At 71.3% G+C, this 26,834-nt stretch carries 25 protein-coding genes and 2 pseudogenes; 13 read left to right on the top strand and 14 right to left on the bottom strand.

Annotation, left to right across the window (positions count from 1 at the left end; translation table 11 throughout):
* Window positions 1-127 precede the first annotated feature (127 nt).
* Both ACWIHY_RS21210 and ACWIHY_RS21205 read right to left on the bottom strand, forming a co-directional pair.
* Window positions 128-3,244, bottom strand: a complete 3,117-nt coding sequence (locus ACWIHY_RS21210) for an endo-alpha-N-acetylgalactosaminidase family protein (RefSeq protein ID WP_454377204.1) — start codon at window positions 3,242-3,244, stop codon at window positions 128-130.
* Between the two features lie 125 nt (window positions 3,245-3,369).
* Window positions 3,370-4,149 (bottom strand): S1 family peptidase, encoded by a 780-nt coding sequence (locus ACWIHY_RS21205; RefSeq protein WP_454377203.1) that lies wholly within the window; start codon window positions 4,147-4,149, stop codon window positions 3,370-3,372.
* A gap of 297 nt (window positions 4,150-4,446) precedes the next feature.
* On the opposite strand from ACWIHY_RS21205, the gene ACWIHY_RS21200 reads away from it, so the two are divergent.
* Together ACWIHY_RS21200 and ACWIHY_RS21195 are read left to right on the top strand one after the other, a co-directional pair.
* Window positions 4,447-5,343, top strand: coding sequence for a hypothetical protein (locus ACWIHY_RS21200; protein ID WP_454377216.1), 897 nt, complete (start codon window positions 4,447-4,449; stop codon window positions 5,341-5,343).
* A 23-nt stretch (window positions 5,344-5,366) separates the two neighbouring features.
* Window positions 5,367-6,881, top strand: a complete 1,515-nt coding sequence (locus ACWIHY_RS21195) for an ankyrin repeat domain-containing protein (protein WP_454377202.1) — start codon at window positions 5,367-5,369, stop codon at window positions 6,879-6,881.
* Between the two features lie 126 nt (window positions 6,882-7,007).
* Here the strand turns inward: ACWIHY_RS21195 and ACWIHY_RS21190 are convergent, their stop codons facing one another.
* Both ACWIHY_RS21190 and ACWIHY_RS21185 read right to left on the bottom strand, forming a co-directional pair.
* Window positions 7,008-7,937, bottom strand: coding sequence for an SDR family oxidoreductase (locus ACWIHY_RS21190; RefSeq protein ID WP_454377201.1), 930 nt, complete (start codon window positions 7,935-7,937; stop codon window positions 7,008-7,010).
* 102 nt (window positions 7,938-8,039) lie between these two features.
* On the bottom strand, window positions 8,040-8,810 hold the full coding sequence (locus ACWIHY_RS21185) for an SDR family oxidoreductase (RefSeq protein ID WP_454377200.1): 771 nt from the start codon (window positions 8,808-8,810) through the stop codon (window positions 8,040-8,042).
* Between the two features lie 55 nt (window positions 8,811-8,865).
* On the opposite strand from ACWIHY_RS21185, the gene ACWIHY_RS21180 reads away from it, so the two are divergent.
* From ACWIHY_RS21180 to ACWIHY_RS21160, 5 genes are read left to right on the top strand one after another with little or no spacing between them, the layout of a single operon-like run.
* A complete protein-coding gene (locus tag ACWIHY_RS21180) occupies window positions 8,866-9,645 on the top strand; it encodes an enoyl-CoA hydratase family protein (RefSeq protein WP_454377199.1) in 780 nt (259 codons plus the stop codon).
* Window positions 9,642-10,490 carry a CoA transferase subunit A gene (locus tag ACWIHY_RS21175; protein WP_454377198.1) on the top strand — a complete coding sequence of 283 codons (849 nt, stop codon included), beginning with the start codon at window positions 9,642-9,644 and terminating at the stop codon, window positions 10,488-10,490. Before ACWIHY_RS21180 ends, ACWIHY_RS21175 begins: the two co-directional genes overlap by 4 nt.
* Window positions 10,487-11,239 (top strand): CoA-transferase subunit beta, encoded by a 753-nt coding sequence (locus ACWIHY_RS21170; RefSeq protein ID WP_454377197.1) that lies wholly within the window; start codon window positions 10,487-10,489, stop codon window positions 11,237-11,239. The genes ACWIHY_RS21175 and ACWIHY_RS21170 overlap by 4 nt, the downstream gene beginning before the upstream one ends.
* Window positions 11,239-12,318 carry an NAD(P)H-dependent flavin oxidoreductase gene (locus tag ACWIHY_RS21165; protein ID WP_454377196.1) on the top strand — a complete coding sequence of 360 codons (1,080 nt, stop codon included), beginning with the start codon at window positions 11,239-11,241 and terminating at the stop codon, window positions 12,316-12,318. Before ACWIHY_RS21170 ends, ACWIHY_RS21165 begins: the two co-directional genes overlap by 1 nt.
* A gap of 26 nt (window positions 12,319-12,344) precedes the next feature.
* Window positions 12,345-13,283, top strand: coding sequence for a tyrosine-protein phosphatase (locus tag ACWIHY_RS21160; protein ID WP_454377195.1), 939 nt, complete (start codon window positions 12,345-12,347; stop codon window positions 13,281-13,283).
* A 124-nt stretch (window positions 13,284-13,407) separates the two neighbouring features.
* Here ACWIHY_RS21160 and ACWIHY_RS21155 read toward each other — a convergent pair whose 3' ends face one another.
* The 3 genes and pseudogenes from ACWIHY_RS21155 to ACWIHY_RS21145 form a co-directional block, all read right to left on the bottom strand.
* Window positions 13,408-15,171 (bottom strand): DEAD/DEAH box helicase, encoded by a 1,764-nt coding sequence (locus ACWIHY_RS21155; protein WP_454377194.1) that lies wholly within the window; start codon window positions 15,169-15,171, stop codon window positions 13,408-13,410.
* Window positions 15,172-15,260: 89 nt separating this feature from the next.
* On the bottom strand, window positions 15,261-15,464 hold the full coding sequence (locus ACWIHY_RS21150; protein WP_015607926.1) for a cold-shock protein: 204 nt from the start codon (window positions 15,462-15,464) through the stop codon (window positions 15,261-15,263).
* Between the two features lie 167 nt (window positions 15,465-15,631).
* A pseudogene (locus tag ACWIHY_RS21145) lies at window positions 15,632-15,787 on the bottom strand (hypothetical protein); the annotation flags it as partial.
* Between ACWIHY_RS21145 and ACWIHY_RS21140 the strand changes: the two are divergent.
* Window positions 15,744-16,058, top strand: a pseudogene (locus ACWIHY_RS21140) (SIMPL domain-containing protein); the annotation flags it as partial. The pseudogenes ACWIHY_RS21145 and ACWIHY_RS21140 sit on opposite strands and share 44 nt — an antisense overlap.
* 258 nt (window positions 16,059-16,316) lie before the next feature.
* Here the strand turns inward: ACWIHY_RS21140 and ACWIHY_RS21135 are convergent.
* The 3 genes from ACWIHY_RS21135 to ACWIHY_RS21125 are packed head-to-tail and all read right to left on the bottom strand — an operon-like array spanning window position 16,317 to window position 18,984.
* Window positions 16,317-17,474 carry an acetyl-CoA C-acetyltransferase gene (locus ACWIHY_RS21135; protein WP_454377193.1) on the bottom strand — a complete coding sequence of 386 codons (1,158 nt, stop codon included), beginning with the start codon at window positions 17,472-17,474 and terminating at the stop codon, window positions 16,317-16,319.
* 40 nt (window positions 17,475-17,514) lie between these two features.
* Window positions 17,515-18,126: a TetR/AcrR family transcriptional regulator gene (locus ACWIHY_RS21130; protein ID WP_454377192.1), complete on the bottom strand. Its 612-nt coding sequence runs from the start codon at window positions 18,124-18,126 to the stop codon at window positions 17,515-17,517.
* A gap of 15 nt (window positions 18,127-18,141) precedes the next feature.
* The gene (locus ACWIHY_RS21125; RefSeq protein WP_454377191.1) at window positions 18,142-18,984 is read right to left on the bottom strand and encodes an SDR family oxidoreductase; all 843 of its coding nucleotides are present in this window, start codon (window positions 18,982-18,984) and stop codon (window positions 18,142-18,144) included.
* A gap of 71 nt (window positions 18,985-19,055) precedes the next feature.
* Here ACWIHY_RS21125 and ACWIHY_RS21120 point away from each other — a divergent pair, with 71 nt between their 5' ends.
* From ACWIHY_RS21120 to ACWIHY_RS21110, 3 genes are read left to right on the top strand one after another with little or no spacing between them, the layout of a single operon-like run.
* The gene (locus ACWIHY_RS21120) at window positions 19,056-19,904 is read left to right on the top strand and encodes an enoyl-CoA hydratase (protein ID WP_454377190.1); all 849 of its coding nucleotides are present in this window, start codon (window positions 19,056-19,058) and stop codon (window positions 19,902-19,904) included.
* The gene (locus ACWIHY_RS21115) at window positions 19,904-21,049 is read left to right on the top strand and encodes an acyl-CoA dehydrogenase family protein (RefSeq protein WP_454377189.1); all 1,146 of its coding nucleotides are present in this window, start codon (window positions 19,904-19,906) and stop codon (window positions 21,047-21,049) included. Before ACWIHY_RS21120 ends, ACWIHY_RS21115 begins: the two co-directional genes overlap by 1 nt.
* Window positions 21,049-22,035, top strand: coding sequence for an acyl-CoA dehydrogenase family protein (locus tag ACWIHY_RS21110; protein ID WP_454377188.1), 987 nt, complete (start codon window positions 21,049-21,051; stop codon window positions 22,033-22,035). Before ACWIHY_RS21115 ends, ACWIHY_RS21110 begins: the two co-directional genes overlap by 1 nt.
* A gap of 147 nt (window positions 22,036-22,182) precedes the next feature.
* Here ACWIHY_RS21110 and ACWIHY_RS21105 read toward each other — a convergent pair whose 3' ends face one another.
* The 4 genes from ACWIHY_RS21105 to ACWIHY_RS21090 form a co-directional block, all read right to left on the bottom strand.
* Window positions 22,183-22,680 carry a pyridoxamine 5'-phosphate oxidase family protein gene (locus ACWIHY_RS21105; RefSeq protein ID WP_454377187.1) on the bottom strand — a complete coding sequence of 166 codons (498 nt, stop codon included), beginning with the start codon at window positions 22,678-22,680 and terminating at the stop codon, window positions 22,183-22,185.
* 241 nt (window positions 22,681-22,921) lie between these two features.
* Entirely contained in the window at window positions 22,922-23,476 is a 555-nt protein-coding gene (locus tag ACWIHY_RS21100) for a HutD/Ves family protein (RefSeq protein WP_454377186.1), read from the bottom strand.
* Window positions 23,473-24,189: a VWA domain-containing protein gene (locus ACWIHY_RS21095; RefSeq protein ID WP_454377185.1), complete on the bottom strand. Its 717-nt coding sequence runs from the start codon at window positions 24,187-24,189 to the stop codon at window positions 23,473-23,475. Before ACWIHY_RS21095 ends, ACWIHY_RS21100 begins: the two co-directional genes overlap by 4 nt.
* Before the next feature lie 183 nt (window positions 24,190-24,372).
* Window positions 24,373-24,981, bottom strand: a complete 609-nt coding sequence (locus ACWIHY_RS21090; RefSeq protein ID WP_454377184.1) for a helix-turn-helix transcriptional regulator — start codon at window positions 24,979-24,981, stop codon at window positions 24,373-24,375.
* A gap of 107 nt (window positions 24,982-25,088) precedes the next feature.
* Between ACWIHY_RS21090 and ACWIHY_RS21085 the strand changes: the two genes are divergently transcribed.
* On the top strand, window positions 25,089-25,811 hold the full coding sequence (locus tag ACWIHY_RS21085) for an SDR family NAD(P)-dependent oxidoreductase (protein ID WP_454377215.1): 723 nt from the start codon (window positions 25,089-25,091) through the stop codon (window positions 25,809-25,811).
* A gap of 98 nt (window positions 25,812-25,909) precedes the next feature.
* Window positions 25,910-26,806 carry a rhomboid family intramembrane serine protease gene (locus ACWIHY_RS21080; RefSeq protein ID WP_454377183.1) on the top strand — a complete coding sequence of 299 codons (897 nt, stop codon included), beginning with the start codon at window positions 25,910-25,912 and terminating at the stop codon, window positions 26,804-26,806.
* Window positions 26,807-26,834: the final 28 nt, after the last annotated feature.

The raw sequence follows: 26,834 nt of genomic DNA, 5'->3' as shown, positions 1-26,834 counted from the left end.
TGCCCTCACCCGCACCAGCCACTTCGCAGCGCTGTGCCCCGCCGAGCTGACGCTCGGCGGGGCACAGCAAGGGCCGAATTAACCAACAGCGTCCGTAGTAAGGACCGACCCTCCCTGGCATTGCCCCTTACACCTCCCGGACCTCGAAGGCGTCGAGGACGAACTCCGCCGTGCCGTCGTCACCCGTCTTGCGCAGGCCGACCCACGTCTCGCCCCTGGCGGGCGCCGTGAACTCGTAGCTCAGCAGGGTCGGTTCCGTGGCGACGGGCAGCGCCCTGCGGTCGAGTTCCCTGGTGGCAGGTTCGTCGACACCGGTGACCCACGCGTACTGCCCGGCCTTCTCGTTCTCGTAGCGGAAGGAGACGCGGTACCGCCTGCCCGGCTCGAAACGGACGGTGTGCTGGACGGTCCGGTGGACGAGGCCGTCGTTCTCGCCCCGCGACTTGAGCGATTCGGAACCGTCGATGACGTCGTCGATCGCCTTGCCGTTCCAGCCGCGCTGGGTGAAGGGGGCGTGCCGCTGCGCGATGTGGGTGCGTGGGTCGGTGGAGCCGCCCGCGTCGCCCTTGACGAAAACACCCCATCCTTGCGGCACGTTCTCGAAGTCCTCGTAGGCGACCGTTCCCGGCTTCGTGCTTCGCTTCGCGGGAACGATCCGTACGTTGTCGAAGCGCACGCGTGCGTCGCCCGCCTCGGCCCGCAGGGTGAGGTCCACCCTGCCGCCGCCGTCCGGCACGGTGAAGTACGTGAACATCCGCTGGAAGCGGGTGTCGTGCTTGCGGTCGGCGGCGACGAGGTTGACGGCTGTGGAGGAGTCCGTCCAGTTCTCGGCCGTGGCCCCGTCGGCGGTGCGTACGGTGAGCGCCGCGCGCCGCCGCTCCCCCGCCTGCGCTCCGATTTCGACCTGCACGGACGCGGCGTACGTCCCCGGTGCGAGGCGCGCGAGGCGCTGGCCCACGGCGGCGGCCCCGCCCGCGCCGACGACCAGCTCGTAGTCGCCGGTCGCGCTCAGCTCGACGGAGGCCGGCCCGCTGACGGTCCACCCGCCCAGGGAACCGGAGTTGAAGCCCGGGTCGTGAACCGGTGTGGCCTCGCCCCAGTGCGGGTCGGCGGCCGCCGGGACCCGGGTGCGGTGGACGACGTACGGCTGCTTCGCCTCGGCGTCGACGGTGACCCTTCCGGAGCGGACGGGCACCTCTCGGACGTACTCCCGCCCCTGGTCGGTGAGCTTGTAGAGCACCACCGTCGACGCGCCCGCCCAGCCGCGCGGGAGCCGCCAGCCGCTGCTGCCGCCCGCCGGGTTGTAGTGGTACAGCTTGTCGGGGTCGGTGGCCTCGCGCGGCTCCCAGGGCAGCAGGTAGCGCCCCGCGTCGTACACGGTCCGTCCGTCGGTCGTGATGCGGCGGGTACCGTCCGCGTCGCTCACCGACGTCCTGGTGGGGCCGAAGAAGGTGATCTCGTGCGCGCCCCAGGTCTTGACCGGGTACGCCTGGAGATACTTGGCGGGCAGGCTGTCGGTCCAGATCTGCTGGTAGAAGGTGTTCCAGTCGGTCTTGTTGACCCAGCCCTCGAAGTTCCCGGTGCGCGGGATGCCGAGGAGGGTCGGCCACTTGTCGGCGAAGACGTCCTTCTGGTGGTTGCGGATGAAGCGGATCAGCTGGGAGTTGATGCCGCGCGAGGTGTCGCCGCCGTAGTCGGTCTCCGTGGCCCAGTGCGACCACAGGGCAGAGCGTTCCAGGCCGTGTCCCCATTCGGTGGTGACCTGCCAGCCCTGTTCGCGCAGGGCGCGCTGCAGCCGGTCCGAGGTCCAGCCGGATTCCCTGAAGACGTCGATGTAGAGCATGTTCAGGGCGGGGTCCGTCTCGTCCCGCAGGTCCTGGAAACGCTTGATGATGTCGCCGGACACGAGGTCGCGCCGCTGGTCGATGCGGTAGCTCTGGTCCAGCCAGTCCCACTGTTCGTTGCTCTTGTCGACGAGCGTTTCGGAGAACGCCTTCGCGACGGGGTACGACTCCGTGGCGTTCACGTGAACGCCGAAATCGCTTCCCCAGAAGCGTCCTTCGCGCACCAGGGTGTTGAGGTCGCCCAGGCCGCCCGCGCGCTTGTTGTGGTTGCCGGCGTAGTCGGGGTGGGCGGAGTCGTGTCCCTCCGACTGATAGCCCTTGAGGAGCGTGTACTGGCGCAGTCCGTCCGTCGCGAGGGAGACGCGTTTGACGTTGTCGAGCGTCGCGAGGAACGGGTTGGTGGCCTGGCTGGCGAAGTTGAAGGGGATGTGCGGGACGACACGCAGGTGCTGCTCGTCCGCGCCGAGCGGGTTCACCATGATGTCGCGGAAGGCGATGGCGGCGTCCTGCCAGTCCACGGCGCCGTCGCCGTTGCGGTCACCGGTGATGACGACAGTGGCGTACGGGAGCGGTTCGGTGGCGTTCACGGGAGCGGTCGCGGCGCGGTGCGTCCACTGGCCGCAGGACAGCTGCACCTTGACGTAACCGTCCCGCTCGACGGTCTGCCGCCACAGCCGCCCGTTCTCCCAGGTGGTGCCTGCCGCGCTGTCGGGCTCGTCGTACGACGTGTTGGTCTCGACGGCGCCGCCGAGCCGGTCGTGGGCGACGACGGCGTACGCGCAGCCGAGCGGCGCGGCGTCCGGGACGGTGTCCGGTGCGGGCTCGACGAGGGTGTCGCCGCTCTTGGCCCTGTCGAGCTGGATGCGTGCGGCGAGCAGCGTGGCGCCGGGCTGGTCGCTTCGTACCGACAGGAAGGCGAGCGAGGGGATCTGAAGGGTGCCGACGCGCAGTGCGGCGGTGTCGGCGAGCTTCGTGACGCGCCAGTGGACCTGTCGGCCGGTGACGCGGATTTCCACGTGGATCTCGGTTCCGCCGTCGAAGGCCAGGGTGTACTCCGCCGTGTCGCGTCCCGCGCGGGCGGTCACTTCGGGCGTACGGGCCGTTCCGTCGATCAGCACGGAGGTGACCGGGTCCTCCTGCCCGTGGAGCATGGCACCCGTCGCGCGGTCGGTGTACGACACGATGCGCGGGAAGCGCGGGTCGACGCGCACCTCCAGTTCGCGGGAGCGCAGGACTCTCTCGCCCTCGGCCGCCGGGGCGGCGGTGGCGGGTCCGGCGACGGCCGGGCCCGCGCCCGCCAGCACGGTGGCGGCGGTGGCGGCGGTGGCGGTCACCACGGCCCTGCGGCTCGGTCCGGGGTCAGTTGCGTGCACGCGCGCTCTCCTGTCGCTCGACGGCATGGTGTGCACGCCAACATGCGCCGCGAGAGGCGAGTGCGCCCATGGACAAAGGAGGGGCGGGTGTTGGACTAACGCGTCCAGCACCCGCCCGTCGAAGCGCGTTCAGAGGTGGCTCACAGTCGAGGTCAGAGACCCGCGGCAGCCGACTTGATGGTGGCGGCGAAGGTCGACACCTCGGTGTATACGCCGGGGTAGTTGGGACGGGCGCAGCCATTGCCCCAGCTGACTATCCCGACCTGTATCCAGGCGTTGGTGTTGTCCCTGCGAAACATCGGGCCGCCCGAGTCGCCCTGGCAGGTGTCGACACCGCCCTCGGTGAAGCCGGCGCAGATTTCCTCGCCCGCCACCAGGTCGGAGTACGAACGCTTGCAGCTGGCGTCGGAGACGAAGGGGACCTGGGCCTTGCGGAGGTAGCGCTGCTGGCCGCCGCCCTCGGTGGCCGCGCCCCAGCCGGCGACGGTGAAGGTGCCGCTGTTGTACGCCGTCGTGTCGGCGATCTTCAGGGTGGGCAGGTCGATCGGCTTGGCGAGCTTGATCAGCGCCCAGTCCTTGCCCGTTCCGTTGTAGCCGGGGGCTTGGAGGACCTTGGTGGACTTGACCTTGATGGCGCTGGAGCTCTGCAGGTCGACGACACCGGCGGTGGCGGTGATGCTCGTGTTGTTGCCGGATCCGTTCACGCAGTGGGCGGCGGTCAGGACGATGTCCTTGGCGTAGAGCGAGCCGCCGCAGCCCATCGAAAGCCGGACCATGAACGGGAACTCGCCCTGGGCGGCGCGGGTTCCGCCGACGACCGGTGGCGTCGCGGCGGAGGCCGCGGACGCGGCGACGGGCTGGATGCTGACCGCGGCGAGGATCACTGCGCCGGCGGCGGCACATCTCTTGAAGGCACGCAGAAGGTTCTTCAACGAACTGCCTCTCGTGGGAAATCGTGGGGGGTTGCTGTGCACACGCACGACGGACAGCACGCACACCACCGAAAGATGGCATGCGCCCGTCAAAGCGTTGATGGATTATGTGGAGCGCTCCGCCCTTCCGACAAGGGAGGCAATTCAGCCACCCCTCACACCCCACCGGTGCCACCCGCGTCCCCGGGGGCCCGCGGGAGGCCGCCCCGACCCGCCGCAGCCCGTCCGGTCCGCCGGATCCGCCTACAGTGGGAGCTGTTCGCCGTCGTGCCCAGACCTGTGGGGGTGAGTGCCGAGGTGACCAGCGGGAGCGAGGTCGTGCACGGCTATCCGCATCTGACGACCGTGCGGTCCGCCCTCGCCGCGCTCCACAAACGGCTCTCGTACGACGGCGTGCACTCGTACGCCCCGAGCGTCTTCCCCGCCGATGTGGCCTTCTCCGACCAGGACGATCTCCACCTCGGTGCCCAGCGCGTGGCCCGCGTCCTCGTCCACCACCTGCGCCTGCCGGACGCCCGCGTGATCGTGAGCTTCCGCGAGATGGAGCACGCCGCGAGCGTGGAGCTGGCGGCGGGTCCGGAGTACTTCATCGAGCTCAACGCGCGCTTCAGGACCCACCGCAACGACATCGGGGCCGCCCTCGCCCACGAGATCACCCATGTGCTGCTGCACCGGCTCGGCCTCGCCTTCGCCGGCACCCGGGACAACGAGATCCTCACCGACACCGTGACGACGTACCTCGGGGCGGGCTGGCTGCTGCTCGACGCGTACCGCGAGGACGGCGCGTCGAGCCAGAAGCTCGGCTACCTCACCCCGGAGGAGTTCGGGTACGTCCTCGCGAAGCGCGCGATCGCCTTCGGCGAGGACCCTGCGCCCTGGTTCACCAGCGCGCAGGCCTACACGGCGTACACCAAGGGCCTCGCGCAGGCCCGCCACGACGAGCAGCAGCCGCCGCTGACCGCCGCGGGCTGGGCGGGCCGTCGGCGGTACGCCAAGGAGCGCCGGTACGCACAGGAGAACGGCAGCCGTACGGACCCCGGTTCCTCGTCGTACGCCTTCGAGGGAGGCGGCCGCGAGACGCTGCGCGTGTCGTTCCCGTGTCCCACGTGCCAGCAGCGCATCCGCGTTCCCGTGCGCGGCCGGGTACGGGCGCGCTGCGCGCTGTGCCGGACGATTCTCGAGTGCGACACCTGAACACGCACACGTAGGGTCGAGACATGACGAACGATCCGGCAGCGGGTCCGCGGACCCTGATCGAAGCGGTGTACGGCGGCGGGGACGACGACGTCGTACGGCTGCTGCGCTCCGGCGTACCGGCCGAGGCCGCCGACGACGAGGGCGCGACCGCGCTCTACACCGCGTCCGTGCAGAACCGCCCCGGCATGGTGCGGCTGCTGCTCGCGGCGGGCGCCGATCCCGACCGGGCGAGCGGCCGGGACGGCGGCGACCTGCCGCTGTGCGGCGCCGCGGTGGGCGGCCACACGGACGTGGTGGAGGCTCTGCTGTCGGCGGGCGCGACACCCGACCTGCGGGAGGAGTTCGGGTTCACCGCGATGGCCTGGGCCGTCCGCCAGGGGCACGCCGACACCGTCGAGGCGCTGCTGGAGTACGGCGCCGATCCCGGCCTCGCGGCTCCCGGGGCGGAGTCGCCGCTGGTGGTCGCCGCGCGGCGCGGGTCCACCGAGACCGTACGGACCCTTCTGCGGCACGGCGCCTCCGGGTGGCAGGAAGCGCTCGAAGAGACACGGCACTGGCTCGAAGTGGATGTCGAGGAGGAACTGCGGGCGGGGTTGCTGGAGACCTTCGGCGACGGCGCGGAGCGGCCCGAGACCGTCACCAGCCGCATCGAGGAGGACGGTGGAGTGACCGTCGTCGTCGAGCTGCTGCGGGACGGCAAGCCGTCGGCCGGCACCGAGCAGCAGACCGGGCACGCCGCGATCGCCACTCTCCTGGAGGAACGGCTGGGAATCCGTACGCCCTTCGAGGAGCTCGCCGTGCGGGCCCTGGGGGGCGGCGATCCGGGCCGGGACGAGTGGATGGAGTCGGTGGCGGCGCTGTGGCGGCGCGGCGACGAGGAGACGTTCCAGGCGGCGGCCGCGTGGTGTGCGAGCGGTGATCCGCTGCGGCAGGCGTTCGCCGCCGACGTACTGGCGCAGCTCGGCTCCGAGCAGGGCGGGAACGCGTTCACCGCGCGTGCCCTGCCGCTTCTTCGGGAGCTGGCGCGGCAAGCGGGGGAAACCGATGCGGAGCTGGCGCAGGCGGCTGTGCTGGCGCTGGGGCACCACGGTGATCCCGCGGCCCTGCCCGAAATCCTGCGCCACGCAGGTCACCCCGACGCCGATGTACGTCACCGGGTGGCCCTCTCCCTCATCGGGCTCGTCCCCGCCGGTAACCGGGAGGGTGCGGCGGCGCTGGTCGCGCTCAGCCGCGACCCGGACGCCGAGGTGCGCGACTGGGCGACACTGGCGCTCGCCGGTCTCGACGCCGATACACCGGAGATCCGTGAGGCACTGGCGGACCGCCTGGAGGACCCCGACCCCGACACGGCTGCGGAGGCGGCACGCGGTCTGACGGTGCGCGGGGACGCCCGGGCGGTCGCGGCGCTGGAGCGGCTGCTGCGGGACGGAGACCCGGAGGGCTACGCGTACGCGACGGCGGTCGAAGCGCTGGAGTACGTGGAGGACGTGACGGTGAGGCGCCGACTGGAACGGACGCCGCCGCGCTACCGGTAGGCGCGTTCATCACCTGCCCCGCCGCCCTACCGCCACGGCTTTTCGGCCGTTCCCCACCGCCCCTGCCTCCGTGCACATTCGGCCCCACCGCCTGCCCCCGCGCCCCTTCGGCCGTTCCCCACCGCCCTACTCTCGCGCCCCGTACACCCCACCCGGCGTAGCCGATTCCGCCACGAGCTTCGCTGCCGCCTCCCCCGCCTCGGACGGGGTCCATCGTGCGCCCTTGTCCGCCGTGGGACCTGGGCGCCAGCCCTCCATGACCGTGATGCGGCCCCCTTCTGCTTCGAAGACCCGGCCGGTGACTCCGGCCGACGCCGCCGAACCGAGCCACACCACCAGCGGCGAGACGTTCTCCGGTGCCATCGCGTCGAACGCGTCGAACGCGCCCGGCGCCGCCATCGTCTCGGCGAAGGTCCGCTCCGTCATGCGGGTACGGGCGGCCGGTGCGATCGCGTTGACCTGGACGCCGTACCGGCCCATCTCCTCCGCGGCGACCAGCGTCAGCCCGACGATCCCCGCCTTCGCGGCCGAGTAATTGCCCTGCCCCACACTCCCCAGGAGCCCCGCCCCCGAGCTCGTGTTGACGACACGGGCCGCCACCTCCCGCCCCGCCTTCGCCTCCTCACGCCAGTACCGCGCGGCGTACTTGAGCGGCAGGAAGTGCCCCTTCAGGTGTACGCGCACGACCGCGTCCCAGTCGTCCTCGTCCAGGTTGACCAGCATGCGGTCCCGCAGGAAACCGGCGTTGTTGACGAGGGTGTCGAGCCGCCCGTACGTCTCGACCGCCGCGGCGGCCAGCGACGCCGCGCCCTCCGCCGTCGCGATGTCCCCGCTGTGAGCCACCGCCTCGCCCCCTGCCGCGACGATCTCCTCCACCACCCGCTGCGCGGGGCCCGCCGACGCTCCCGCGCCGTCGGGCCCGACCCCCAGGTCGTTGACGACCACCTTCCCGCCCTCCGCCGCGAAGGCCAGGGCATGGGCCCTGCCCAGCCCCCGCCCCGCGCCCGTGACGGCGACGACTCGTCCGTCACAGATTCCGCTACCGGTCCTGGTCATTTCGCTTCTCCTCTGGCTGTTGGCTGCTCGCTGCCGACCTCTGGCTACTGGCCACTGGCTATGGCCTCGGGCTACGGGAGCCGGCCGCCGACGGCCCGCCGCTCACGTCCGGCTCCGGCTGTTGACGGTCGCCGCGTCGAGGAAGGCCGGGCGCTCCCCTCCGCCGTGCACGAGGAGGGACGCGCCGTTCACGTACGCCGCCCGCCCGGAGGCCAGGAAGACGGCCAATTCGCCGATCTCGCCGGGCTCCGCGAGCCGGCCCGCCGGGACCGTCCGGCCGACGGCCGCGACGCCGGCCTCGTCGCCGTAGTGCAGATGCGACAGCTCGGTGCGGACCATGCCGAGGACCAGCGTGTTCACCCGTACGCCGGGCGCCCACTCCACCGCCATCGACCTGGCCAGGTTCTCCAGCCCCGCCTTGGCCGCGCCGTACGCCGCCGTCCCCGGCGAAGGCCTGGTCCCGCTGACACTGCCGATCATCACGACCGATCCCCCGGTCGCCCGAAGGTGCTCGTACGCCGCCAGTGAGGTCGTCATCGGTGCGGTCAGGTTGAGTTCCACGACCCGCGCGTGGCGGGCGGCCTCGGCCTCTCCCAGCAGCCGGTACGGCGTCCCGCCCGCGTTGTTGACCAGAACGTCCAGCCGTCCGTACGTCGCCACGACGCCCGCGAAGAACTCCCGGACGGCCACCCCGTCCCGCACGTCGAGCGGCCGGAACTCCGCCTCGCGGCCCCCCGATTCCACCGCCTTCTCCGGCGGGCGGCGCGCACAGACGACCACCCGCGCCCCCGCCGCCAGGAACGCGCGAGCGATGCCGGCGCCGACGCCGCGCGTGCCGCCGGTGACGACGGCGACCCTCCCGTTCAGTTCCATTCGCTGCTACCTTCCCACCTAACAAATGTTTGGTGGAAAGGTAGCTGATCCGCTCATGGGTGTCTCCACCGCAAGCCCGGACGACAAGGGCATTTCCGTCGTGACGGTCCACTTCCCGCCGGTCAACGCCCTCCCGGTGCAGGGCTGGTACGACCTGGCCCACGCCCTGCGCGGCGCCGGCCGCGACCCCGACGTCCGCTGCGTCGTCCTCGCCGCCGAGGGCCGCGGCTTCAACGCCGGGGTAGACATCAAGGAGTTGCAGCGGGACGCCGGCCACGCCTCCCTCATCGGCGCGAACCGCGGCTGCGCCGAGGCGTTCGCCGCCGTCTACGAGTGCGAGGTGCCCGTCGTCGCAGCGGTGGGCGGCCACTGTCTCGGCGGCGGCATCGGCCTCGCCGGCAACGCCGACGCGATCGTCGCGTCCGACGACGCCACCTTCGGCCTGCCCGAGCTTGACCGGGGCGCGCTCGGCGCCGCCACCCACCTCGCACGCCTCGTCCCGCAGCACCTGATGCGCGCGCTGTACTACACCTCGCGCACCGTTACCGCCGCCGAACTGCACGCCCACGGCTCGGTCTGGAAGGTGGTGCCGCGCGCCGAACTGCTCGGCGAAGCCCTCGCCCTCGCGCGCGAGATCGCACGGAAGGACGGCAGCCTGATCCGGCTGGCCAAGGCCGCCATCAACGGGATCGACCCCGTGGACGTACGCCGCAGCTACCGCTTCGAGCAGGGCTTCACTTTCGAGGCCGGCCTCAGCGGCGTCGCCGACCGCGTCCGCGGCACCTTCGGCAACACCGCCGGCGACACCTCCGACCAGGAAGGCAGCCGGCCGTGAGCGACAAGACGATGACGCCCGACGAGGCCGTGGCGCGGCTGCGCAGCGGCATGACTCTGGGCATCGGGGGCTGGGGCTCACGCCGGAAGCCCATGGCCCTGGTCAGAGCACTGCTCCGCACGGAGATCACCGATCTCACGGTCGTCTCCTACGGCGGCCCCGACATCGGCCTCCTCGCCGCCGCCGGCCGGATCCGCAAGCTCGTCACCGCCTTCGTCACGCTCGACTCGATCCCGCTGGAGCCGCATTTCCGTACGGCCCGCCAGAGCGCCGCCTTCGAGCTCACCGAGATCGACGAGGCGATGTTCATGTGGGGGCTGCGGGCGGCCGCCAACCGGCTGCCCTTCCTGCCGGTCCGCGCGGGCATCGGCTCCGACGTGATGCGGGTCAATCCGGCGCTGCGTACGGTCACTTCGCCGTACGACGACGGGGAGGAGCTCGTCGCCGTGCCCGCCCTGCGCCTGGACGCCGCGCTGGTGCACATGAACCGCGCCGACCGGCTCGGCAACGGCCAGTACCTCGGCCCCGACCCGTACTTCGACGACCTCTTCTGCGAGGCCGCCGACGCGGCGTACGTCTCCTGCGAGCAGGTGGTCGAGACGGCGGAGCTGACGAAGGAGGCGCCGCCGCAGAGCCTCCTCCTCAAGCGCCACTACGTCACCGGTGTCATCGGGACACCGAACGGCGCGCACTTCACTTCCTGCGCCCCCGACCACGGCCGCGACGAGGCCTTCCAGCGGATGTACGCCGCCACCCCCTGGCCGGAGTTCGCCGAGCGCTTCCTGTCCGGCGACGAGAAGGCCTACCAGTCCGCCGTACAGGCCTGGCACGAGGAGCAGAAGTGACCACCACAGCGGGCACCGTGCCCGTCACCCGCGCCGAGTACTGCGTCGTGGCCTGCGCCGAGGCCTGGCGCGACAACGGCGAGGTCCTCGCCAGCCCCATGGGCACGATCCCCGGCATCGGCGCCCGCCTCGCCAAGCGCACCTTCTCCCCCGACCTGCTCCTCACCGACGGCGAGGCCCTGCTGGTCGGCGTCGACGGGACGCCGGAGGGCTGGCTCCCGTACCGGCAGCACCTCGCCATGGTCACCGGCGGCAGGCGCCACGTCATGATGGGCGCGAGCCAGATCGACCGCTTCGGCAACCAGAACATCTCCTGCATCGGCGACTGGCGGCAGCCCGCCCGTCAGCTCCTCGGCGTACGCGGCGCCCCCGTCAACACGCTCAACAACCCGACGAGTTACTGGGTGCCGAAGCACTCGCCCCGCGTCTTCGTCGACAAGGTCGACATGGTGTCCGGCGTCGGCTACGACCGCGCGGCCGCCGCGGGACCGAGCGCCACCCGCTACCACCGCATCCCGCGCGTCGTCACCGACCTCGGCGTCCTCGACTTCACCACGCCCGACCACTCGATGCGCCTCGCCGCCGTCCACCCCGGCGTGACGGCCGCCCAGGTCCAGGAGGCGACCGGCTTCGCCCTCACCGTTCCGGCGGAGGTCGCGTACACCCGCGAGCCCTCCGTCGAGGAACTGCGTCTGATCCGCGAGGTCATCGACCCGGACGGGCTGCGCGACAGGGAGGTCCGGCCCTGATGCGGACAGCGCTCACCTCACTCACCGGCGTCAAGTACCCCATCGTCCAGACCGGTATGGGATGGGTCGCGGGCCCCCGCCTCGTCTCGGCGTCCGCCAACGCGGGCGCGCTCGGCATCCTCGCCTCGGCGACGATGACCACCGAGCAGCTGCTGCACGCCGTGCGCGAGGTCAGGTCCCGTACGGACGCGCCCTTCGGCGTCAACCTGCGCGCCGACGCGGGCGATGCGCGGGCCCGGGTACGGATCATCATCGACGAGGGCGTGAAGGTCGCCTCCTTCGCGCTCGCGCCCTCCAGGGACCTCATAGCCGAGCTGAAGGACGCGGGTGTCGTGGTCATCCCGTCCATCGGCGCGCGCCGGCACGCCGAGAAGGTCGCGGCGTGGGGCGCGGACGCGGTTTTGGTGCAGGGCGGCGAGGGCGGCGGCCACACGGGAGAGGTGGCGACCTCGGTGCTGCTCCCCCAGGTCGTCGACGCCGTCGGCATCCCCGTGATCGCGGCGGGCGGCTTCTACGACGGGCGCGGTCTGGTCGCCGCGCTCGCTTACGGCGCGGCGGGCATCGGGATGGGCACCCGCTTCCTGCTCACCTCCGACTCGACGGTCCCGGACGAGGTCAAGGCCCGCTACCTTGCGGCGGGCGTACGGGACGTCACGCTCACCTCGGCCGTCGACGGCCTCCCGCACCGCATGCTCCGTACGGAGCTCGTCAGTTCGCTCGAGACCGCGGGCCGTGCGAAGACGCTGGCACGGGCGGTGCGCCACGCGGCCGGATTCAGGAGGATCTCCGGGCTGAGCTGGGCCGCGATGGTCCGCGACGGCCTGGCCATGAAGCACGGCAAGGACCTGACCTGGAGTCAGATCCTGCTGGCCGCCAACACCCCGATGCTGTTGAAGGCGTCCATGGTCGACGGCCGCACCGATGCGGGGGTGATGGCGTCCGGACAGGTAGCGGGTCTGATCGACGATCTGCCGTCCTGCGCGCAACTGGTTGCACGTGTCATGGCCGAAGCGCACGAAACGCTCGAACGATTCCGAGCACCCATGGCTGAGCTCCGCACCCTGCCGACACCAGGGTGATCCCTCCTCCTCACAGGAGTTGTCAGATGAGCCGTGCCCGAACCCGCCTCGGCCTGGCGACCGGAGCGGTCGTCTCCGCCCTCGCGATCGGCTGCCTGCCCGCCTCGGCCGTGGCCCCTGCCGTCACCGTCGGCGCGATCACGACCAGTACCGTCCCCCAGGCGGAAGCGATCCGCCATATCCCGCTCCAGGGCGCGATCAACGTCCGCGACCTGGGCGGCCATCGCACGTACGACGGGAAGGAAGTCCGTTACGGAAAGGTCTACCGGGCCGATGCGCTGAGCAAGCTCACGGAGGCCGATGTCGCCGTCGTCGGCCGGCTCGGCCTGACGAAGGTCGTCGATTTCAGGGTCCCCGCGGAGGTCCAGTACGACGGCACGGACCGCTTGCCGGCGGACCTCACGGCCACGTCCCGGCCGGTCACCGACAACGGGCTGTTCGCACAGTTGCTGACGGCCATCGGGTCGAGGGACCCGGTGAAGCAGGAGGAGATGCTGGGTGGCGGCAGAGCCGCGGCATTCATGCGGGAGGTCTACCGTACGTTCGTGACGAACCCGGAGAACCGGGCCCGGTTCGGCGAGACGCTGCGGGACATCGCCCGGAGCGACCACCGTTCGCCGCTGCTGTACCACTGCACGTCGGGCAAGGACCGTACGGGCTGGACGAGTTACGTACTGCTGCGGGCGCTCGGCGTACCGTCGCGCACGGCGGAGCGGGACTATCTGGCGTCGAACACGTACCGCGCGGCGCATGACGCCAGGGTGCGTGAGGGGCTGAAGCAGTCCGGGACGATGCAGAATCCGGATCTCCTGATTCCGCTCCAGGAGGTCCGGATGGATTACCTGGACTCGGCCCTGGAACAGGCGGCGGCGGAGTACGGCGGCTTCGACCGTTACCTCACCAAGGGCCTGGGCCTGGACTTCCGTACGCTCGCGCAACTCCGGTCGGCACTGCTGCGCCACTAGCGGGTGAACGGCCTCGGCTCATTCACGCACTCCACCCCTTCCCGCTGTGAGCGGAAAGGGGTGGAGTGGAGTCCATGACCGCAGGGGACGGCCGCCCCCTGCTCAGCCGTCCGGCCCGGCCGACCTACGCGGCAGCGCTCCGGCCGCCGCCCTGCGCGCGGCCGCCACGGCCACGCCCGCGACCGCCACCTGCCTGCGCGCGCTCGCCCTGCGGCGCCGCCGCCCGGCCGCCACCCTGCGCCCGCGCACCGGCACGCTCACCCTGCGCGCGGCCACCGGCGGCCTGTCCACGGCCACCTGCGCCACCACGACCACCGGCACCGGCACCGGCCTGCGTACGGCCACCGGCACCGCCCGGCGCCCGCTCGCCCTGACCGCGGCCTCCGCCGCCACCCTGGGCGCGCTCGCCCTGCGTGCGGCCCCCACCCTGCGCACGGGCGCCCGCGCCGCCACGGCTCGCGCCGCCACCACGCCCACCGCTCTGCTGCGGACGGCGCTTCGGCTTCGCGGAAGCCTGCTGCTGCTGCGGGACCTCGATCACGATGGCGACGCCCGAAGGCTCGCGGGCACCGGTGATCCGGGTCAGCTCGTCGTCGCTGGACTTGACCCGCGCGGTCTGCGGGACGATGCCGGCGGCCGACATCAGCTGCGTCATCTCGCGCTTCTCGTCGGGGAGCACCAGCGTGACGACGCTGCCGGACTCACCCGCACGGGCGGTACGGCCGCCCCGGTGCAGGTAGTCCTTGTGGTCGGTCGGCGGGTCGACGTTGACGACCAGGTCGAGGTCGTCGACGTGAATGCCCCGGGCCGCCACATTGGTCGCCACCAGCGCGGTGACCTGCCCGGTCTTGAACTGGTCGAGCGTGCGGTTGCGCTGCGGCTGCGAGCGGCCGCCGTGCAGCGCCGCCGCGTACACACCGCTGGCCAGCAGCCGCTTGGTGAAGCGGTCGGCCGCGCGCTTGGTGTCCACGAAGAGGATGACCCGGCCGTCGCGGGCGGCGATGCGCGTGGCGACGGCCTTCTTGTCGGTCTCGTCGGCGACGTACAGCACGTGGTGCTCCATCGTCGTCACCGCGCCCGCCGACGGGTCGACGGAGTGGACCACCGGATCGGTCAGGAACATCCGTACGAGCCGGTCGACGTTGCGGTCGAGCGTCGCCGAGAACAGCATCCGCTGCCCGTCCGGCTCGACTTGCTTCAGCAGCGCTGTGACCTGCGGAAGGAAGCCCATGTCGGCCATCTGGTCGGCCTCGTCGAGGACGGTGATCGACACCTGGCCGAGGTCCGCGTCACCGCGCTCGATGAGGTCCTTCAGCCGGCCGGGGGTGGCGACGAGCACCTCCGCGCCACGCCGCAGCGTGTTCGCCTGCTTGGTGATCGACATGCCGCCGACGACCGTGGCCATCCGCAGGTTCACCGCGGTGGCGTACGGCGTGAGCGCGTCGGTGACCTGCTGCGCCAGCTCGCGCGTGGGCACCAGGACCAGTGCGAGCGGCGCGCGCGGCTCGGAGCGGCGGCCGGCGGTGCGGGCGAGCAGTCCGAGGCCGAAGGCGAGCGTCTTGCCGGAACCGGTGCGTCCGCGGCCGAGGATGTCGCGGCCCGCGAGCGTGTTCGGCAGGGTCGCGCCCTGAATGGGGAAGGGCTCGGTCACACCCTGGGCCGCCAGGGTCTTCAGGAGGGCCGCGGGCATGTCGAGATCGGCGAAGTTCTCGACGGCCGGCAGCGCCGGGGTAATGGTCTCCGGCATCGCGAATTCACCCTGTACGGGCGCGGCACGGCGGGCGGAACCCTTTGCGGGGGCCTTGCCGCGAGCGGCCTGCGAGGAGCGATTGCGGACGGGGCGCGCGGAGCGCGCGGTGGCGGCGGCGGGGCGTTCGGAGCGGGTCATTCAGGTTTTGCCTTCCTGGGAACAAGCACAAGCCGGGGCCCGCACCTTCACGGTGCGGGCCCCGGCTAGCGAGGTATCGCGTCGGCGAATTAGGCCGGGACGATGTTCTCCGCCTGCGGGCCCTTCTGGCCCTGCGTGACGTCGAAGGAGACCTTCTGGCCCTCCTGGAGCTCACGGAAGCCCTGGGTGGCAATGTTGGAGTAGTGGGCGAAGACGTCAGCGCCGCCGCCGTCCTGCTCGATGAAGCCGAAGCCCTTTTCCGAGTTGAACCACTTCACGGTTCCAGTAGCCATGTCATTCTCCTAAAAAACTGGGGCAGATCCGGAAATCCGCACTGTACGGATTCCACGTCGCCGCAATGAGCCCCATCCGGAGAACCGGAAAACAAAATGCGCCTGAGGAAGCATTCCCGTCAGGCGCACATAATGTTTATGGGTACCAAAACTGCAACTCGCCCACTCTAACACGATGGCGCCGGAGCACCACCCCTTGGCCACCGGAAGATCGTCGTACGCGGTGACGCGTTCCAGCCCTGCCGGGCCGCAGAATCCGGGCACCCCGCTTCCGTCGCCGTGCCGTCCTCGCTCAGCAGTCCCCGGTCCACCAGTCGTCCGCGCGCCGCGTCCCACTCCTCGTCGGACCAGCCGCGATACGGCTGGAGCTGCCGGACCTCCTACGTGGTCGAGTCGACGGATATCGACGGGCTGCAGCAGCTCATCGTGGACGCGGTGGCCGCCGGCGCCAACCGGGTCGACGGCGTCGACTTCGACGTCCGCGACAAGCCCGCGATGCGCGACGAGGCCCGGCGCAGGGCGGTGGCCGCGGCCCGCCGCAAGGCGGAGGTCTACGCGGAGGCGGCCGGGGCGTCGCTCGGCCCGGTGGTGCACATCCAGGACGTGGACCCCGAGTCGTACGAGTTCCGGGCCACTGCGGCCGCGGCTCCGGCGGCGGCGCCTCGGAGGGCGACCTGGCCCCGGGCATGGTGGAGGTCTCGGCGGGCGTACTGCTGGGCTTCACATCGGGCCGGTAAGGGCAGCGCAGGCGGTCGGGCGCGGCCGATACGGGTGGTCGCGGTCGGCCGGGGGCGGTCGGGCGCGGCCGACGGATGGTCGCGATCGGCCGCACGGTCGCGGTTGTGGTCGCCCTCAGAGGCGTTCGATGATCGTGACGTTCGCCTGGCCGCCGCCCTCGCACATCGTCTGGAGGCCGAACCGGCCCCCCGTACGCTCCAGTTCGTGCAGCAGCGTCGTCATCAGCTTGGCGCCGGTCGCCCCCAAGGGGTGACCCAGCGCGATGGCGCCGCCGTTGACGTTCACGCGGGCGGGGTCCGCGCCCGTTTCCTTCAGCCAGGCGAGCACGACAGGGGCGAAGGCCTCGTTGATCTCGACCAGGTCGATGTCGTCGATCGTCATGCCGGCCTTCTTCAGCGCGTACGCCGTCGCCGGAATCGGAGCGGACAGCATCCGGATCGGGTCCTCACCCCGCACCGACAGATGGTGGATACGCGCGCGCGGCGTCAGCCCGTGTTCCGCGACCGCGCGTCCGGACGCGATCAGCAGCGCCGCCGCCCCGTCAGAGACCTGCGACGAGCACGCCGCCGTGATCGTGCCGCCCTCCAGAACCGCTTTCAGCCCCGCCATCTTCTCCAGCGTGGTGTCGCGCCGCGGGCCCTCGTCGGCCGTCACGTCGCCGTACGCCACCGTCTCGCGCTCGAAGCGGCCCGCGTCGATCGCGCGCACCGCCCGCTGGTGCGACAGGAGGGCGAACTCCTCCATGTCGAGCCGCGAGATGCCCCACTTCTCGGCGATCAGCTGCGCCCCGTGGAACTGGTTCACCGGCAGTGAGCCGTACCGGGCGCGCCAGCCCTCCGATCCCGCGAACGGGCCCTCCGTGAGGCCCAGGGGTTCCGCCGCCCGGCGGGACGCGAAGGCGATCGGGATCTGCGTCATGTTCTGCGTGCCGCCGGCGACCACCAGGTCCTGCGTCCCCGACATCACGCCCTGCGCCGCGAAGTGCACCGCCTGCTGCGAGGAGCCGCACTGGCGGTCGATCGTGACTCCCGGCACTTCCTCGGGCAGTCCGGCCGCCAGCCACGCCGTACGGGCGATGTCACCGGCCTGCGGCCCGACCGTGTCCAGGCAGCCGAAGACGACGTCCTCGACCGCTGCCGGGTCGATGCCGGAGCGGGCGACGAGGGCTTTGAGGACGTGCGCGCCGAGGTCGGCCGGGTGGACGGCCGCGAGGCCTCCCTTGCGGCGGCCGACAGGGGTGCGTACCGCTTCGACTATGTAGGCCTCGGTCATGGCAGCTGCTCCTTCGTTTGACGATCGTCGAACAAACGGTTCACGTACGCAGAGCGACTCCGTCCAGGACCATCGACAGGTACTGACGGGCGATCTCGTCGGGACTGTGCAGGCCGCCCGGCCGGTACCAGGACGCGGCGACCCAGACGGTGTCGCGGACGAAGCGGTACGTGAGCCGGATGTCGAGGTCGGCGCGGAAGACCCGCGCCGCGACCCCGCGTTCCAGTGTGCCGAGCCACGCCTTCTCGAACTTCTGCTGCGAGTCGGCGAGGTAGTGGAAACGGGGCTGCGCCGACAGGTGCCTGGACTCCTTCTGGTAGATCGCGACGGCCGCCCGGTGCCGGTCGATCTCGCGGAAGGACTCGGTGACGAGCGCCTCGATGGTCTCCCTCGGTCCGAGCCCGGCCGCGAGCACGGCGTCGTACCCCTCCCACAGCTCGTCCAGGAAGGTCGAGAGGATCTCGTCGAGCATCGATTCCTTGGAATCGAAGTGGTAGTAGAGGCTGCCCGCGAGCATGCCCGCCGCGTCCGCGATCTTGCGGACCGTGGTGGCGTTGTAGCCCTGGGCGGCGAACACCTCGGCTGCCGTGTCGAGGAGTTCGCGGCGCCGCTCGGGCGAGGCGGTCACCTGGTTCTTCTTCTTGTTAGGCACGCTGCCATTGTCCGCCTAGGCACGCTGGCTGCTGATGGAGACCGTCTCGCCGGTCATGTACGAGGAGTAGCCGCTGGCGAGGAAGACGATGACGTTCGCCACCTCCCAGGGCTCGGCGTACCTCCCGAAGGCCTCGCGCTCGGTGAGTTCGGCGAGCAGCTCGGCCGAGGTCACCTTCACCAGGTGCGGATGCATGGCGAGGCTGGGCGCGACGGCGTTGACGCGCACGCCGTACGCCGCCGCCTCGACGGCCGCGCACCGGGTGAGCGCCATGACCCCTGCCTTGGCGGCGGCGTAGTGGGCCTGGCCCGTCTGGGCGCGCCAGCCGACGACGGAGGCGTTGTTGACGACGACGCCGCCCCGGCCGGCCGCCTTCAGGGCACGCAGAGCCGCCCGGGTGCAGCGGAAGGTGCCGTTCAGCGTGACGTCGACGACCTTGGACCACTGTTCGTCGGTCATGTCGACGAGGTGGGCCGTGCCGCCGAGGCCCGCGTTGTTGACGACGATGTCCAGGCCGCCGTGTTCGCGTACGGCGAGGTCGAAGAGCGCCCCCACCTCGGCCTCTTCGGTGACGTCGCACGGCAGGGAGGCGACTTTCCCGGCACCGAACTCCCCGGCGAGCGCCTCCTCGGTCTCTTTCAGGCGGCGGGCGTGCGCATCGCCGATGAGGATGCGTGCGCCCTCCTCCAGGAACTTGCGCGCGGTGGCGCCGCCGATACCGGCCCCGGCGGCGGCGGTGATGACTGCGGTGCGGCCCTTGAGCAGACCGTGCCCCGGCACGTACTCGGGAGCGTTCCCGGGAACGGCCGCGTGCCGGTTCCCGGGAACGGCCTTGGACGGGTTCTCGGGTGCGCTCATGCCCGTTCCTCCCTCGACGCTGCTATGGCCGTACGTTAACCTACCAAACACTTGTTAGGGAAGGATGACCGATGCCCACTGCCCGCGAGGAACCCGTGCTGTACGAGCGCCGCGGCCCGCTCGCCCACGTCACCCTCAACCGCCCCCGCTACCGCAACGCCCAGAACTCCGCGATGACCTACGCCCTGGACGAGGCCTTCTACCGCGCGGCGGAAGACGCCGACGTGAAGGTGATCGTGCTGGCGGGAGCCGGCGAGCACTTCTCCGCGGGCCACGACATCGGCACGCCCGGGCGCGACGCCCACCTCCCCTTCGAGCGCAGGGCGGGCCTCTGGTGGGACCACTCCGACAAGCAGGGCGCCGAATCGCGCTTCGCCCGTGAGTCGGAGGTCTATCTGGGCATGTGCCGGCGCTGGCGTGAACTGCCGAAGCCGGTCGTCGCGTCCGTCCAGGGAGCGTGCGTCGCGGGCGGGCTGATGCTCGCCTGGATCTGCGACCTGATCGTCGCCTCCGAGGACGCGTTCTTCGCCGATCCGGTGGTGCGGATGGGCATTCCCGGGGTCGAGTATTTCGCGCACCCCTGGGTCATGCCGCCGAGGATCGCCAAGGAGTTCCTCTACACGGGCGACCGGATGCCGGCACGCAGGGCGTACGAGGTCGGCATGGTCAACCGTGTCGTGGAGCGGGCCGAACTGGCTGAACGTACCGAGGAACTGGCTCTTCGGATCGCCGCGATGCCGCGCCTGGGGCTGGCCCTCACCAAGCGGGCCGTGAACCAGGCGGAGGACCTCCAGGGCATGCACACCGGCATGGACTCGGTCTTCGGCCTGCACCACCTCGCCCACGCGCACAACGCCGAGACGGCCGCCGACTCGCTCGGCGGGATGGATGTGGCCGCGATGAAGAAGGCGAGCTCCTGATGGACCTGCGGCACACCCCCGAGGAGGACGCCTTCCGCGCCGAGGCGCGGGCGTGGCTGGCCGCGCACGTCCCCGCGCGGCCGCTCCCCTCCCTGGAGACGGAAGAGGGTTTCGCCGCTCATCGCGCATGGGAAGCGCGGCTGCACGCGGACCGCTGGTCGGTGGTGTCGTGGCCCGAGGAGTACGGCGGCCGGGGCGCAGACATTTTCGAGTGGCTGGTCTTCGAGGAGGAGTACTTCGCGGCGGGCGCCCCGGGGCGGGTCTCGCAGAACGGCATCAGCCTCCTCGCACCGACGCTCTTCGACCACGCCACCGCCGAGCAGCGCGCCCGCGTCCTGCCGTCCATGGCGAGCGGCGAGGTGATCTGGGCGCAGGCCTGGTCCGAGCCGGAGTCGGGGTCGGACCTCGCCTCCCTCCGGTCCCGCGCCGTGCGGACGGACGGCGGGTGGCTGCTGTCCGGGCACAAGACCTGGTCGTCGCGGGCCGCCTTCGCGGACCGGGCCTTCGGGATCTTCCGTACCGACCCCGGTGCGGCCAGGCTCCACCACGGTCTGACGTACCTCATGTTCGACCTGAGGGCGGACGGGGTCACGGTCCGCCCCATCGGCCGGCTCGACGGCAAGCCCGCCTTCGCGGAACTCTTCCTGGACGACGTGTTCGTACCGGACGAGGACGTCATCGGGGAGCCCGGGCAGGGCTGGCGGATCGCCATGTCGACGACCGGGAACGAACGCGGGCTGACTCTGCGCTCCCCTGGCCGTTTCGTCGCCGCCGCCGACCGGCTGGTCCAGCGGTGGCGCACGTCGGCCGACCCTTCGGACACGGCGCTGCGCGACCGGGTGGCGGACGCGATTGTCGGGGCGCGCGCCTATCAACTGTTCACGTACGCCAACGCTTCGCGCTTCGCGGCGGGCGCGGCCATCGGGGCGGAGTCCAGCCTCAACAAGGTCTTCTGGTCGGACTACGACATCGCTCTGCACGAGACCGCGCTCGATCTGCTCGGCGCGGACGGGGAGCTGGCACGGAGCGAGTGGGCCGAGGGGTACGTGTTCTCGCTCGCCGGGCCGATCTACGCGGGAACGAACGAGATCCAGCGCGACATCATCGCCGAGCGGCTGCTCGGCCTCCCGAAGGGCCGCCGCTGATGAGGTTCCTGCTGACCGACGAGCAGGCCGCTTTCGGCCGTTCCCTGGACGCGATGCTGACGGGCGCGGACACACCGGCGGTTGTCCGGTCCTGGGCGGCCGGAAACGCCGTTCCCGGGAACGCGCTGTGGACGCGGCTCGCGGGGGCGGGCGTCTTCGCGCTGGCCGTTCCCGAGGCGTACGAGGGGGTGGGGCCGCTGCCGGTCGAACTGGCGGTGGCCTGTGCGGAAGTCGGGCGGCACGCCGTGCCGGGTCCGGTGGTGGAGACCGTCGCGGCCGCCGCCCTGCTGGCCCACCTCGCCTCGCACGGCGAGGACGGCCCGGCGAAGCGGCTGTTGCCGGCGCTGGCCTCCGGTGGAGCGTGCGCGACGCTCACGCTGCCGGGCGGCGGCCCGTACGCGCTGGACGCGGATTCGGCGACGTACCTCCTGACCGTGCACGGCGACGAGCTGCGGCTCGCTCCCGGGTACGGCGTGCTCCACCCGTCGACGGATCCGGCGCGCCGGCTGTACCGGCCCGATCCGGGCGGTGAACTGCTCGCCGCCGGGCCCGCCGTGACGGCGGCCGCCGGGCACGCCGCCGACTGGGCGGCGTTCGCCACCGCGGCGCAGGCGCTGGGCACGGGGCTCGCGCTGCTGGACCGGACGGTGAGGTACGTCAAGCAGCGCACGCAGTTCGGGACGGCCATCGGCGGCTTCCAGGCGGTCAAGCACCGGCTGGCCGACACACTGATCGGGCTGGAGTTCGCCCGGCCGCTGCTCTTCGGGGCCGCGCTGTCCATGACGTCCGGCGACACAGCCGCGGCGAAGCTCGCGGCGGGCGAGGCGGCGTACGCCGCGGCCCGGACGGCGCTCCAGCTGCACGGAGCGGTCGGCTATACGGAGGAGCTGGACCTCTCCCTCTGGCTCCGCAAGGCCCGCCCGCTGCGGGACGCGTGGGGAACACCGTCGGAGTGCCGGCGGAGGGTGCTGGCCGGGGCCGGATGACCCGGTGCCCGGCACCCGTCGCCCGGCCGGGCGCGGGACCAGGCGCCCGGCGGCCGCCTTGCCGCAACAGGCGTGCGGGGTGGGGCAAGTGGCCGCCGAGGTCGGGGTCCCGCCCACGGCCCGCGGCGGCCGGCCCGAACACGGCCCTCAGCCCTCTCGAGGCGCTTCGTCGGAGTTCCCCCGGCGGATCGTGCGTACCGGACGGCCCGGCCGCCAGGTCCGTACGACGAGCGCGTCGCCCTCGACGGACGTCCTGACCACCTCGGCCGGCTCCACCCGGAACAGATGGAAGGGCTCCGGCGGCTTGATCTCACCGACGAAACGGGCGATCACCTCGGGGTCGGTGACCTCCACCGCCCGGCCGCTGATCCGCACGTCTCCGTCGCGCATCTCGTCATCCGCCCCGGGGTTCGCCTGGACGGCGAACCGCGGATCGCGCTGAAGGTCCTGCGCCTTGCGCGAGTACGGCATCATCCCGAACCACAACTCACCGTGCAGGAAGGTCACTTCGAGCCCGGTCACGCGCGGCGATCCATCCTTGCGGATCGTCGCGAGGACGTGGTGCCTGTACTGCTGAAATCGCTGCCGCACGACATCCGCGAACTGCGGTTCCGCGGCCTGGAAGTCTGCCCAACCGATAACCATGGCGCCATTGAAACCCGGATACCCGACACCTCCTGTCCGGTATTCCGACGGCGAATACGGCACCGATCGGAATTGCTCGATGCCCGCGCCGATACCGGCTGCGCGGGGCTGACCGTGCGGACGGCCGGTCCCGCACGGCGCGGCCTCGGACCCACCGCCGCGCGGGGCCGGCAGCGGCCACGGATCAGCGCCCCCAGGTCGGCGCAGCAGCCGCCTCCCGGCCCCCCGGGGGACAGACAGATCAGCCGCCGCTCGTCAGAGTGACCACAGCGGTGTGCCCCCGGCTGAACAGGGCGCCCGGAGACGCGGTGACCACGGCGTCGTACCGGCCAAGGGTGACACTGTCGAACAACGCTGTGCCGTCGAGGGAGACGATCACCACTGTCCCACCGGGCGGAACCGCGACGTTCAGGCCGCCGCGCAGCACCGCCACCCGCGCCGCCGTCCGGCCCCTGCGGTGCATGACGTTGAAGTTCACGACCCGGCCGCCGATCAGTTGGCAGTCGGTGGCGATGTCCCCGGGGAAGTCCTGCGGGACGTACCGCTCGTCGACGAGCCGTCGCTCCCCGCCCACCGTGAGGTCCATCCCCGCACCTTCGGCCATCGTCAGGATCCGGTCCACGTCGGGGAAGGCCGAGAACGGGCCGTCCGCTTCGACGTCCGCGAGGCTGATCCGCCAGTCGAACTCCGCCATCCCGGCGCCCTCGGGGGAAGCCGCGATCCCCCGGGTTACCCCACCCCCGTTCTTCCACGCCACGGCCTCACGGTCGGCCGCTCTCAGCACCCTGACCGTCATCGCACGATGCCCTGCGCCCGCGCCGCCGCCAGCCACGCCGGGAACTCCCGCACCAGCTGGTCGTACAGCTCCGCGTCCGAGACCTGACGCGGATCCTGCCCGGCGTGGAAGTACCCCGCGTTGTCGACCGGACGCCTCGCCGGTACGGCCAGTTCGTCCAGCTTGCGCAGGAAGTCGAACTGCGTACTCCGCGTATTGCCGAAGCCCACGAACTGCCAGAACAGCGGCAGCTTCGCGGCCTTGCAGACGTAGCGCTCCGCCGCGAGCTTGTTGATCGGGCCGCCGTCGGTCTGGAAGACCACCAGGGCGGGAGCCGTCGATCCGCTGTCGAGGTAGTGGTCGATCACGGCGTCCATGGCCAGGTGGTAGCTGGTCCTGCCCATGTGCCCGAGCCCGGCGACGATCTTGTCGATCCGCCCCCGGTGGTTGTCGAGGGCGATGTCCGTGACCGCGTCGACGTCCGTGGAGAAGAAGACGAGGGGCACGCTGCCGTCGTCGTCGAGGTTGGCCGAGAGGCCCAGCACGCGGTCGGCGAGCGCCTGCACGCTGCCGTCCTGGTAGTACGGCTTCATGGAACCCGAGTAGTCGAGGACCAGGTAGACGGCCGCGCGCTGCCCGCTCATGCCGAGCTTGCGCAGGGAGACCCCGGCACTCTTGTAGAGGCTGACGAGCGCGGGCGCGGTCTCCTCGACCTTGTGGAGGCTTATCGCCACGTCGGATCTCCGTTTCGTACGCGATTACGGGGCTGACGGGAACAGGCGGCGCAGCCCGGATCGGCGGGATTCGCAGGACTGTTGAGGTTACGTCAACTGGATCCGCCCCTGTCCGGAACGTGACCCGAGCCGTTCGCGGCGCCGATGTCAGGAGGGGCCCGCTGTTCCGATTTCCCCGGGCGCCTACGGCTGCCTGCCGCGCCCGCGCTCCGAGGCTTCCAGCTCCTCGATGTCCGACAGCATGGCGTCGGTGAGGTCCCGCTCGGCGGCGTAGTACCGCTCCGCCCACTTGAGGGTGAGTGCGGGATACGCCCACGCCGCCTCGCCCCTCGCGACCTCCCTGTCCGCGACCGCGCGCCGGCGCATCGTCTCCGCGAACTCCCGGTGGCGCGCGAGCACCTCGCGCATCTGCTCGGGTTCGAGGAGATGCCCGAGCCAGATCCGCAGCATCGGACCGTGCTTGAGCACTGGCGGGTCGACGGGAGCGTTGCGCGCCCAGTCGCGGACGGCGTCCATGCCTTCGTCGGTGATCCTGTACACCCGCTTGTCGCGGGTGCCGGTGTCCTGAGCGACCATGCGCGAGGTCGCGAATCCGGCGTGCTCCAGCCGCTTCAGCTCGCTGTAGATCTGACTGAACGACGGACTCCAGTAAAAGAAGCGCAGCGACCCGTCCGACCACTTCTTCACGTCGTAGCCGGACAGTTCCTCACCGAAGGACAGCAGGCCGAGCACGGCCCAGCTCGTCGCCGGCAGCGCGGGCCGCTCCCCTGTCCCCTGCTTCTTCTCCGTCACGGGCCGCAGTCTATGGGCGGGTGGGACAGCCACCTTCCTTCCGAGTTGCATGACTGATAGACATATTTCTATTAGTCATAGACGATCCAGGAGGGCAAGTGAGCGCCATCCCGCTGGACGGCAAGGTCGTGATCATCACGGGCGCGGGCCGCGGCCAGGGCGCGGCCGAGGCCCGCCTCTTCGCCGAAGCCGGCGCACGCGTGGTCGTCACGGACGTACGGATGGAAGAGGGCCGGGAGGTCGCGAAGGCGCTGGGCGGACAAGGGTTGTTCGTACGTCATGACGTGTCGTCGCAGCAGAGCTGGGCCGGGACAACCCGGGCCGCGCTCGCCGCGTACGGCAGGATCGACGCCCTCGTGAACAACGCCGCCCTGTGGCGCACCGCGTCCGTGGAGGACGAGACCCTTGAGAACTTCGAGGCCCTGGTACGGATCAACCTTCTCGGCCCGTTCCTGGGCATCCGGGCCGTCGTACCCGCGATGAAGGAAGCGGGCGGCGGTTCGATCGTAAATGTCTCGTCGACGGCCGGCCTGGTCGGCATCCCGGGCCATGCGGCGTACGGGTCCGCGAAGTTCGGCCTGCGCGGCCTGACCCGTTGCTGCGCGCTCGACCTCGCGAAGTACGGGATCCGCGTCAACTCCGTCCACCCTGGGGCCATCGACACGCCGATGGTGTCGTCGGTCGCGGACCGCGACTGGTCGCATCTGCCGCTCGGGCGGATGGGGCGGCCCGAGGAGGTCGGTGAGCTCGTGCGCTTCCTGGTGTCGGACGCGTCGTCGTACATCACCGGCACCGAGTTGACGGTCGACGGCGGTTCGACGACCGGATGACCCGCACTCGGTAGCTGATACGGGTCGGTACGTTATCTTGATCGGCGCCGACCCCCACCGGCTCTCCCCCGTTTGCCCAGAAGTCCAAGGAGCCGGCCGTGGAAGCCGCTGTCACGACGTGTTACCGCCACCCCAAGTACGAGACGTACGTGAGCTGCACGCGCTGCGAGCGGTTCATCTGCCCGGACTGCATGCGTGAGGCGGCCGTCGGCCACCAGTGCCCCGAGTGCGTCAAGGACGGCCACAGATCCGTCCGCCAGGCACGTACTGCCTTCGGTGGTTCGGTGGCCGGGGCGGCCGCACCGGTGGTGACGTACGCACTGATCACCCTGAACGTCCTCGCCTACCTCGGCGAACTGGCTCGCCCCGACCTCGTCGAACGCTTCGGCATGCTCGGCTGGGGCCTGCTGGGCCCCGAGGGCGGCTTCTACGCCGCCCCGACCGTCGTCGGGGTGGCCGAGGGCGAGTGGTACCGGCTGTTCACCGGCGCCTTTCTCCACCTGCCCACCACCGGGGGCAGCTTCGGGATCATGCACATCATCATGAACATGTTCTGTCTGTGGAACGTGGGACGGACCGTCGAGGACCAGCTCGGCCGGACGCGCTACGCCGCTCTCTATCTGCTGTCCGCGCTCGGTGGTTCGGTACTGGTCTACCTGATCGCGCCGCACACCGTCGTCGTCGGGGCCTCAGGCGCGATCTTCGGCGTCTCCGCGTCGTACTACGTGATCTGCCGTCGTCTGGGCCGTGACATGCAGGCCGTCAACCGGTTCATGGCCGGGCTCATGATCTGGATGGTGCTCTCCGCGCTGTTCACCTCCTGGCAGGCCCATCTGGGCGGCCTGCTCACCGGCGGACTGGTCAGCCTCGCCCTGGCGTACGCGCCCCGCAAGAACCGCACCGCGATCCAGGTGGCCGCGGGCGCCGGGGTGCTGGTGCTGCTCGTCGCGCTCGCGCTGATGAAGACGTCGGCGCTCACCTCATTCGTCGCCTGAGACGCCCGCACCCCACCGTTCACCGCCT

Source organism: Streptomyces sp. NPDC055287, from assembly GCF_053646035.1.
Note: the sequence above shows the minus strand (reverse complement) of the source record. Positions and strands in the feature narration are given on the sequence as shown.

Excerpts from the sequence above, each read along its gene's own strand:
- ACWIHY_RS21210 (WP_454377204.1), bottom strand. The coding sequence starts at position 3,244 with ATGCCGTCGAGCGACAGGAGAGCGCGCGTGCACGCAACTGACCCCGGA.
- ACWIHY_RS21195 (WP_454377202.1), top strand. The coding sequence starts at position 5,367 with ATGACGAACGATCCGGCAGCGGGTCCGCGGACCCTGATCGAAGCGGTG.
- ACWIHY_RS21190 (WP_454377201.1), bottom strand. The coding sequence starts at position 7,937 with ATGACCAGGACCGGTAGCGGAATCTGTGACGGACGAGTCGTCGCCGTC.
- ACWIHY_RS21185 (WP_454377200.1), bottom strand. The coding sequence starts at position 8,810 with ATGGAACTGAACGGGAGGGTCGCCGTCGTCACCGGCGGCACGCGCGGC.
- ACWIHY_RS21180 (WP_454377199.1), top strand. The coding sequence starts at position 8,866 with ATGGGTGTCTCCACCGCAAGCCCGGACGACAAGGGCATTTCCGTCGTG.
- ACWIHY_RS21165 (WP_454377196.1), top strand. The coding sequence starts at position 11,239 with ATGCGGACAGCGCTCACCTCACTCACCGGCGTCAAGTACCCCATCGTC.
- ACWIHY_RS21160 (WP_454377195.1), top strand. The coding sequence starts at position 12,345 with ATGAGCCGTGCCCGAACCCGCCTCGGCCTGGCGACCGGAGCGGTCGTC.
- ACWIHY_RS21155 (WP_454377194.1), bottom strand. The coding sequence starts at position 15,171 with ATGACCCGCTCCGAACGCCCCGCCGCCGCCACCGCGCGCTCCGCGCGC.
- ACWIHY_RS21150 (WP_015607926.1), bottom strand. The coding sequence starts at position 15,464 with ATGGCTACTGGAACCGTGAAGTGGTTCAACTCGGAAAAGGGCTTCGGC.
- ACWIHY_RS21135 (WP_454377193.1), bottom strand. The coding sequence starts at position 17,474 with ATGACCGAGGCCTACATAGTCGAAGCGGTACGCACCCCTGTCGGCCGC.
- ACWIHY_RS21125 (WP_454377191.1), bottom strand. The coding sequence starts at position 18,984 with ATGAGCGCACCCGAGAACCCGTCCAAGGCCGTTCCCGGGAACCGGCAC.
- ACWIHY_RS21120 (WP_454377190.1), top strand. The coding sequence starts at position 19,056 with ATGCCCACTGCCCGCGAGGAACCCGTGCTGTACGAGCGCCGCGGCCCG.
- ACWIHY_RS21115 (WP_454377189.1), top strand. The coding sequence starts at position 19,904 with ATGGACCTGCGGCACACCCCCGAGGAGGACGCCTTCCGCGCCGAGGCG.
- ACWIHY_RS21110 (WP_454377188.1), top strand. The coding sequence starts at position 21,049 with ATGAGGTTCCTGCTGACCGACGAGCAGGCCGCTTTCGGCCGTTCCCTG.
- ACWIHY_RS21105 (WP_454377187.1), bottom strand. The coding sequence starts at position 22,680 with ATGGTTATCGGTTGGGCAGACTTCCAGGCCGCGGAACCGCAGTTCGCG.
- ACWIHY_RS21100 (WP_454377186.1), bottom strand. The coding sequence starts at position 23,476 with ATGACGGTCAGGGTGCTGAGAGCGGCCGACCGTGAGGCCGTGGCGTGG.